Genomic DNA, 6,000 nt, shown 5'->3' on the forward strand with positions numbered 1-6,000 from the left:
ATTAAAGCTTTATTTTGGTGGAGATGATGGGCGATGAATGGGTGTTGGTATTACTGGGGTTGCCTTGATTTCAATATTATTTGTTGTAGTTTTTTATCTCTTTACGTGTCGGTTGGGGACAAGTTGGGGACAGAAAAACTATTATGATACATTAAATTTTTGTAGTTCTTCATAGACAAATTCACTTAAATCTTGGATATAGGATTGTTCTGTTATTTTAAAATCTGTGTGTCCCATCAATCTTTGGATCGCTACTTCTGAGACTCCACTTTGGTATGCTATAGTTGCAAATGTATATCTACATGTATATGGGGTCTTTCTTTTTACTCCTGCATTTTCTAATGCAAGATAGTAGATCTTATCATAAAACTTTTTGTCGTAGGTGGTTGGTTTGCCATCTACTTCTGCTATAACTCCTGAGTTTGATTCTATACATAGGTCCATTAGCATATTTTTTATTTGTGGGTGTATAAACATTGTTCTTGATTTACCTTCATCTGTTTTGATACCAAAGTCCGTAATGGTATTGGTATTAAAGTCTATACTATCCCTTGTAAGCTTTCTATATTCTGTCGTTCTCAAACCTGTAAAGCACATAACTAGTACATGTCTAGCGTGTGGGTTATCTGGTATGCTATTAAACAGTTTTGTGATTTCATCTTTAGTAAATATTTCTTTTTTATTCTTTTGTTTAACGCCGCCCACCTGGATGAGAGAGGCAATGTTTTCTGTTACTAATCCATCTTGTAAGGCAATCTTATAGACTTTTGTTGCTACAAGCTTTACTTTTTCTAGGTGATCTTTAGAATATTCTTGGTGTGTCATTACTCCGTTTACTTTTTTATCATAGCCACGTATTACCATATCATCTAGTATTTTTTGTAACTGTGTATACCTGATATCTATGATATTCTTGTCATGGAGTGGTCTGTACTCTTTAAAGGCATTGTCATATCTTTGCTGAGACTTTTTGCTTATTTTGGTATACTCATTCGTTGTTGTGTAGTATTCGTAAATTTCAGCAAAGGTTTTTATATCTGTAAGACCCATGTATTTGTCTAATACTTCTTCTGCTTGCTTGTAGGTCTTAAAAAAGCCTATATCACGACGTATTTCCTTACCATTGATAGTATACCCTGCTGGTAATCTTGCGTACCGTGGTCGAGCTCTGCCTCTTTTATAAGAGATGGAGCCAGTACCGTTCGCTCTTTTTCTTCTTTTTGGCATTTGTACCTACTTTCTAGTTTATGGTACAATAAACAAAGATAGACGGACTCTGTCTATTGTTTTGATTGCTCCTAGTTTTTGGTTTGGCGACTGTAACTAGGGGCTTTTGTTTTATTTGCTTTCTTCAACTGATATTAATTTTCCGTTTTCGTCAAATGTTATTTTAATTGGTACTTCTTCATCTACACCATCAGAAACATCTTTATAAGGGCTTTTTAAATAAAGTGTAATTTCGTTTATTTCATTCAATCCTTTTTCCGGATAGTAGAAAACAGATCCGCTTACTTCTGTGTTTGGTTTAAATTGACCTGGCCCACCTGATAATAAAAGATCTGGGTCTAATTGTTCTTTAGTGTTAGTTGTTATTGTTGATTGCTCTGGATAAAATGTATACTCTGTATCAGAGTTATTTGCTATATCAAAATTTATAACTATGATGTCTGTTTCGTCTCCCCATAAAGCTTTAACTTCTTCATCTTCCGGTGTTACATGAGCTAAAAGAGCGCTATTGATTGAAAAATCTATATCTTTAATTTTGATATTATTTTCTACATCTTTACCAGTTTTAATAACATCAGCTTTACCTATGCTTGGGTCTTCTATAGTTTTGCCAATGTTATTAGGATTGTACAAGTCATCATCTTCTTCTAAATCTTCAGTTTCGCTTGCGATTTCTTTTTTTGAGTCCTCTTGCTTTTCACTTTCTTCAGTATCTTCTTTTTCTTCTGTATTTACACCCTCTGCAACTTTGGTTTCTTCTTTTGACTTTTCTGTTGCATTTGTAACTTCTCCACCACATGCTGTCAGCACAAAACTTGTTGCTAGCACTAAAGCTAATAGTTTGCTTTTCATTTTTGCTCCTTTATGATATTATATTAATAGGGAGAGGGATACCTTAATTGGTACCCTCTATTTTTTTACCTAATATTTTGTTTGTATAGGCCTATGACTTGGCCTAGTATCTTGATGTTTTTCCCGTCTTCTTCTGTAATTATGATAGGACTGTAAGCCTTATTTTCTGGTTGTAGTACTATCTGACTATCTGTTTTATAAAATCTTTTTAGTGTTGTGTCATCATCTATTAGTACTGCTGCTATAGATCCATTTTCTACATCTGGTGTTTGGTTTATAAAAACATAGTCGCCTTCTTCAATCCCTGCATCTATCATGCTATCGCCTTGGGCTCTTAGGATAAAGTCTCCTTTTATGATAGATGGGTCTGATAAAAAGTAGCCGTCTAGGTTTTCTTGGGCTAGTATCGGGTCACCACAGGCTATTTCTCCTAAGATCGGTATTAGCCTGCCTTTTTGCATTGGGATTGCTCCGGGGATGTCTTCGATTTTGACTTTTTCTTCTACTAAGTCTGATTTCAAAACTCCAAAGTAATCAGCAATTTGCTGTATCCTATCTATTCTAGGGTATGACTTACCATGGACCCAATTAAATACTGTTGTTTCTGGAAAGTTCATAATCCTTGCAAATTCAGTTGGAGATAGATTTCTTTCATCTAAATATTTATTTAAGTTCTTCGCAAAGATTTTATTATTTCCATAACTTAATGGTTTACTCATGTACACCTCCTTTCTATATATATAGTATCATAACACCATTAAAAAGTAAATACTTTTATATAAAAAGTAAAAAAATACTATTTAACGGTTGACACCACTATTAAATGGTGGTATTATATTATCAGGAGGTAAGCAGATGAACGATTTTAAAATATCTATGAAAGCTGCAAGAGTTAATAGCGAACTTACAGCGAAGCAAGCTGCACAGTCAATAGGAAGAACTGAGAAAACACTCCTTAACTGGGAAAACGCAGTGACTCCTGTAAATGCACATGACTTTTATAAACTATGTGATCTATATAAAATAGACCCAGATTATGTAGCTGTACCAATTGTTAATACAAAAAATAATATTTTTTTACAATAAAACCACTATTAAATAGTGGTGAGGAGGATAAATGACAAATTTAAAAATTTTTGAAAACAGTATTTTTGGAGAACTAAGAACTATTACAGATGAATTTGGACAACCATGGTTTGTAGGAAAAGATGTGGCCGAAGCTCTCAAGTACCGAAATGGTAGCCGAGACATTAATAGGCATGTAGATGAACTTGATAGAAAAAAAGAAATGATAAACGATGGCAATCAACTAAAAGAAACAATTCTTATCAATGAGTCGGGTCTATACTCACTAATCTTTTCATCAAAAATGGAAAAAGCAAAAGAGTTTAAAAGGTGGGTTACAAGCGAAGTGCTACCAGCTATAAGAAAAGATGGCGGATACATGGTAACCAAAGAGGGCGAGAGCGAAGAAGAATTGATTGCTAGGGCTCTTATAGTAGCACAAAAGAGTATTGACCGCCTTGAACTAGAAAACAAACAAAAAGACCAAATCATAGGTGAGTTAAGACCTAAGGCTGATTATGTAGATAAAATTTTACAAAATACATCTTTGATTAAGGTTAGTTCTATCGCTAAGGATTACGGCATGAGTGCTCAAGATATGAATAAATTGCTACATGAGTTAAGAATCCAATATAAACAAGGTGACCAATGGTTACTATATGCAAATATACAAGATAAAGGATATACAAGTTCTGAAACTCATGTTTATAAGAAAAAGGATGGAACTACAGATGTCAATTTACTTACTAAATGGACACAAAAAGGAAGAATGTTCTTGTATGAGGAACTCAAGAGAAATGGTTATTTACCAATGATTGAGAGGGTTTAGATGACAGTTTATGAATTAAAAGAACTATTGCTAGAATTTGATGATGACCAAGAACTAAAAGCAATTGTCAATTTGGATAATGAGTATGTCTTATACATAAAAGGCATAGCTGCCATAGAGGATGACGATAGGGCGTTTTTAATAATTGAGGAAAATTTGGAGCAATTATGAAATTACAAGATATAAAACAGTTTTTAAAGTTTAGACAAAAATTTACTAAAAGAGAATGGCACGAAATAAATGAGGCTGTAAGACTACAAGAAAATAAAAGAGCCGACCAAATAGTGTTGGACGACTCTGATATCTACTCGGTAATTATCAGATTGAATAATTCTAATGTTTTAGAACTCAGTATTGATGAAAAGTTGGAGTTCTTTGAAAAAGTGGGGTCTGAGTTAGATATCTTTAATCAAGAATAATGGTCTAAGCCTTTGGATAAATTTGTTGAATTTGGAAATTGCTTTTCAAATTGTTTGCGTAGATGCTTGAATAGGTCTCTATCACCTGAGATTAAATCTGCATCTGACTCAGAATATTTTTTTAACAAGTAGTACAAAGAAGTAGCTTCGCCTACTGATAATTCAAAATTGCTTTTTTTAGACATTATATCACCTCCTTTAGGTGATTATATCAGATTTATGTAAGGAGAGTTAAAAATTGAACAGATGCAAAAGTCAAGAAAATTTAGTAAAAAAGGCGGCTGACTTGCTTGGTGTTAGCCAGCAAGCTATAAGGATTGGACTTAAGTATGACAAGTGGAATTTTGGTACAAGCTTTGCAATGTCTGGGGATAGTCAAAATCCTATTATTGACGAGTATAGCTTGAAACTAGTGGAAGAAGGAAAGATAAGCCCTTTTAAGGGTGGTTGGAGTTTACCATAAGGAGGAGAAACATGACAGTAAAAAAACTAACATTTCAAGATATTTTTAAACCAAACTATGACAAAAAGATAAGCAGAAAAGCGGAAAGAAGAGATCAAAAAAGGGTCTACAAGGATATGCAAAGGGACTACAGAAAAAGAAACTGGGAACGTATCAGGAAAGCTAGTTTACAGGAGTTTGGAGAATAAAAATAAGCCCAATAGACTAGGGATCTACGGGCTTGGCTAAAAAAGACTTATGTGGATATTATACCACAATTTGAAAGGAAGAAGAAATGAATTGTTACGACTGGGAAGAGTACAGACGCTGTTTGATGGCCACTAAAGAAGATAGATTATTTTCTTTAAGAAAGTGGCTAGAAACTAAACCTAATGAAAAAGAGCGTGATACAAAGATTTTATATATAGATTTGGAGATTGAAAGAAGAGAAAAGATTAGGAGATATTATGAGAATAACATTTACTAAGTGCATATATCAAGACTGTGAGGTGGATGTGCCTTTGAAAGAGTTTCAGGAGCGATTTAACGATAGCAAGGAGGAGGCAATCCTTGAGTATATGTTTAAGGCTAAAAAAATCCATGAATATGTGGAGCTTGATGATATGAAAGTTGGCAGTCTTGATGATGAGGATGAGGAATATCAAAAGGAACAGGATAGGCTATGGGAGATAGATGAAAGAAATCAAAACTCTGACTATTTAGGGGGTCTTATATGACTAATACGATTGTTAATGTAAAAGACCTAAGCCGCGAAGAATGGTTGGAGTATAGGCAACTAGGTATTGGCGGGTCTGATGCTGCGGCTGCTTGTGGGCTTTCTAAGTGGAAGAGTCCTGCACAGCTATATATGGAAAAGACGTCTGAGATTGAGAAAGAGGATGTGGAAAGCGAACACTTAAGGCAGGGGCGTGATTTTGAAGATTATGTTGCCCTAAGATTTACTGAAGAGACTGGCAAGAGGGTACGCCGTGACAATTTTATGATGAGTGATAGTTATTATCCGTTCTTGATTGCTGATATTGACCGTCGTGTGGTTGGTGAGGATGCAATATTGGAGTGCAAGACTACTACGCCTTATAACCGTGATAAGTGGGCGGATGGGCAAATCCCTATTGAGTATGAACTGCAGTGTTTGCATTATATGA

General features: G+C 34.6%; 13 protein-coding genes. 9 read left to right on the top strand and 4 right to left on the bottom strand.

Features of this window, described 5'->3' with window-relative positions:
* Nucleotides 1–141: 141 nt before the first annotated feature.
* The 3 genes from JNO63_RS06840 to lexA form a co-directional block, all read right to left on the bottom strand.
* Entirely contained in the window at nucleotides 142–1,227 is a 1,086-nt protein-coding gene (locus JNO63_RS06840) for a tyrosine-type recombinase/integrase (protein ID WP_203127833.1), read from the bottom strand.
* A 111-nt stretch (nucleotides 1,228–1,338) separates the two neighbouring features.
* Nucleotides 1,339–2,079 carry a hypothetical protein gene (locus tag JNO63_RS06845; protein WP_203127835.1) on the bottom strand — a complete coding sequence of 247 codons (741 nt, stop codon included), beginning with the start codon at nucleotides 2,077–2,079 and terminating at the stop codon, nucleotides 1,339–1,341.
* A 65-nt stretch (nucleotides 2,080–2,144) separates the two neighbouring features.
* Nucleotides 2,145–2,798, bottom strand: coding sequence for a transcriptional repressor LexA (gene lexA, locus JNO63_RS06850; protein WP_203127837.1), 654 nt, complete (start codon nucleotides 2,796–2,798; stop codon nucleotides 2,145–2,147).
* 136 nt (nucleotides 2,799–2,934) lie between these two features.
* Here lexA and JNO63_RS06855 point away from each other — a divergent pair, with 136 nt between their 5' ends.
* From JNO63_RS06855 to JNO63_RS06870, 4 genes are read left to right on the top strand one after another with little or no spacing between them, the layout of a single operon-like run.
* Entirely contained in the window at nucleotides 2,935–3,165 is a 231-nt protein-coding gene (locus JNO63_RS06855; protein WP_203127839.1) for a helix-turn-helix domain-containing protein, read from the top strand.
* Nucleotides 3,166–3,196: 31 nt separating this feature from the next.
* Complete coding sequence (locus JNO63_RS06860) at nucleotides 3,197–3,973, top strand: phage antirepressor (RefSeq protein WP_203127841.1); 777 nt, start codon at nucleotides 3,197–3,199, stop codon at nucleotides 3,971–3,973.
* Nucleotides 3,974–4,144, top strand: a complete 171-nt coding sequence (locus JNO63_RS06865) for a hypothetical protein (RefSeq protein WP_203127843.1) — start codon at nucleotides 3,974–3,976, stop codon at nucleotides 4,142–4,144.
* Nucleotides 4,141–4,392: a hypothetical protein gene (locus JNO63_RS06870; protein WP_203127845.1), complete on the top strand. Its 252-nt coding sequence runs from the start codon at nucleotides 4,141–4,143 to the stop codon at nucleotides 4,390–4,392. Before JNO63_RS06865 ends, JNO63_RS06870 begins: the two co-directional genes overlap by 4 nt.
* Here JNO63_RS06870 and JNO63_RS06875 read toward each other — a convergent pair.
* Complete coding sequence (locus tag JNO63_RS06875) at nucleotides 4,383–4,577, bottom strand: hypothetical protein (RefSeq protein WP_203127847.1); 195 nt, start codon at nucleotides 4,575–4,577, stop codon at nucleotides 4,383–4,385. The genes JNO63_RS06870 and JNO63_RS06875 overlap by 10 nt on opposite strands.
* A gap of 53 nt (nucleotides 4,578–4,630) precedes the next feature.
* On the opposite strand from JNO63_RS06875, the gene JNO63_RS06880 reads away from it, so the two are divergent.
* From JNO63_RS06880 to JNO63_RS06900, 5 genes are all read left to right on the top strand, one after another.
* Nucleotides 4,631–4,855 (top strand): hypothetical protein, encoded by a 225-nt coding sequence (locus JNO63_RS06880; protein ID WP_203127849.1) that lies wholly within the window; start codon nucleotides 4,631–4,633, stop codon nucleotides 4,853–4,855.
* 11 nt (nucleotides 4,856–4,866) lie between these two features.
* A complete protein-coding gene (locus JNO63_RS06885; RefSeq protein ID WP_203127851.1) occupies nucleotides 4,867–5,043 on the top strand; it encodes a hypothetical protein in 177 nt (58 codons plus the stop codon).
* A gap of 86 nt (nucleotides 5,044–5,129) precedes the next feature.
* On the top strand, nucleotides 5,130–5,321 hold the full coding sequence (locus JNO63_RS06890; RefSeq protein WP_203127853.1) for a hypothetical protein: 192 nt from the start codon (nucleotides 5,130–5,132) through the stop codon (nucleotides 5,319–5,321).
* Nucleotides 5,302–5,571: a hypothetical protein gene (locus JNO63_RS06895; RefSeq protein WP_203127855.1), complete on the top strand. Its 270-nt coding sequence runs from the start codon at nucleotides 5,302–5,304 to the stop codon at nucleotides 5,569–5,571. Before JNO63_RS06890 ends, JNO63_RS06895 begins: the two co-directional genes overlap by 20 nt.
* 44 nt (nucleotides 5,572–5,615) lie before the next feature.
* Nucleotides 5,616–6,000 (top strand): YqaJ viral recombinase family nuclease (locus JNO63_RS06900; RefSeq protein ID WP_238390489.1); only part of this gene is annotated, 385 nt, incomplete at its 3' end.

The sequence above is a fragment of the Anaerococcus sp. mt242 genome, from assembly GCF_016798225.1.
In the GTDB taxonomy this organism is placed as follows: Bacteria; Bacillota; Clostridia; order Tissierellales; family Peptoniphilaceae; genus Anaerococcus.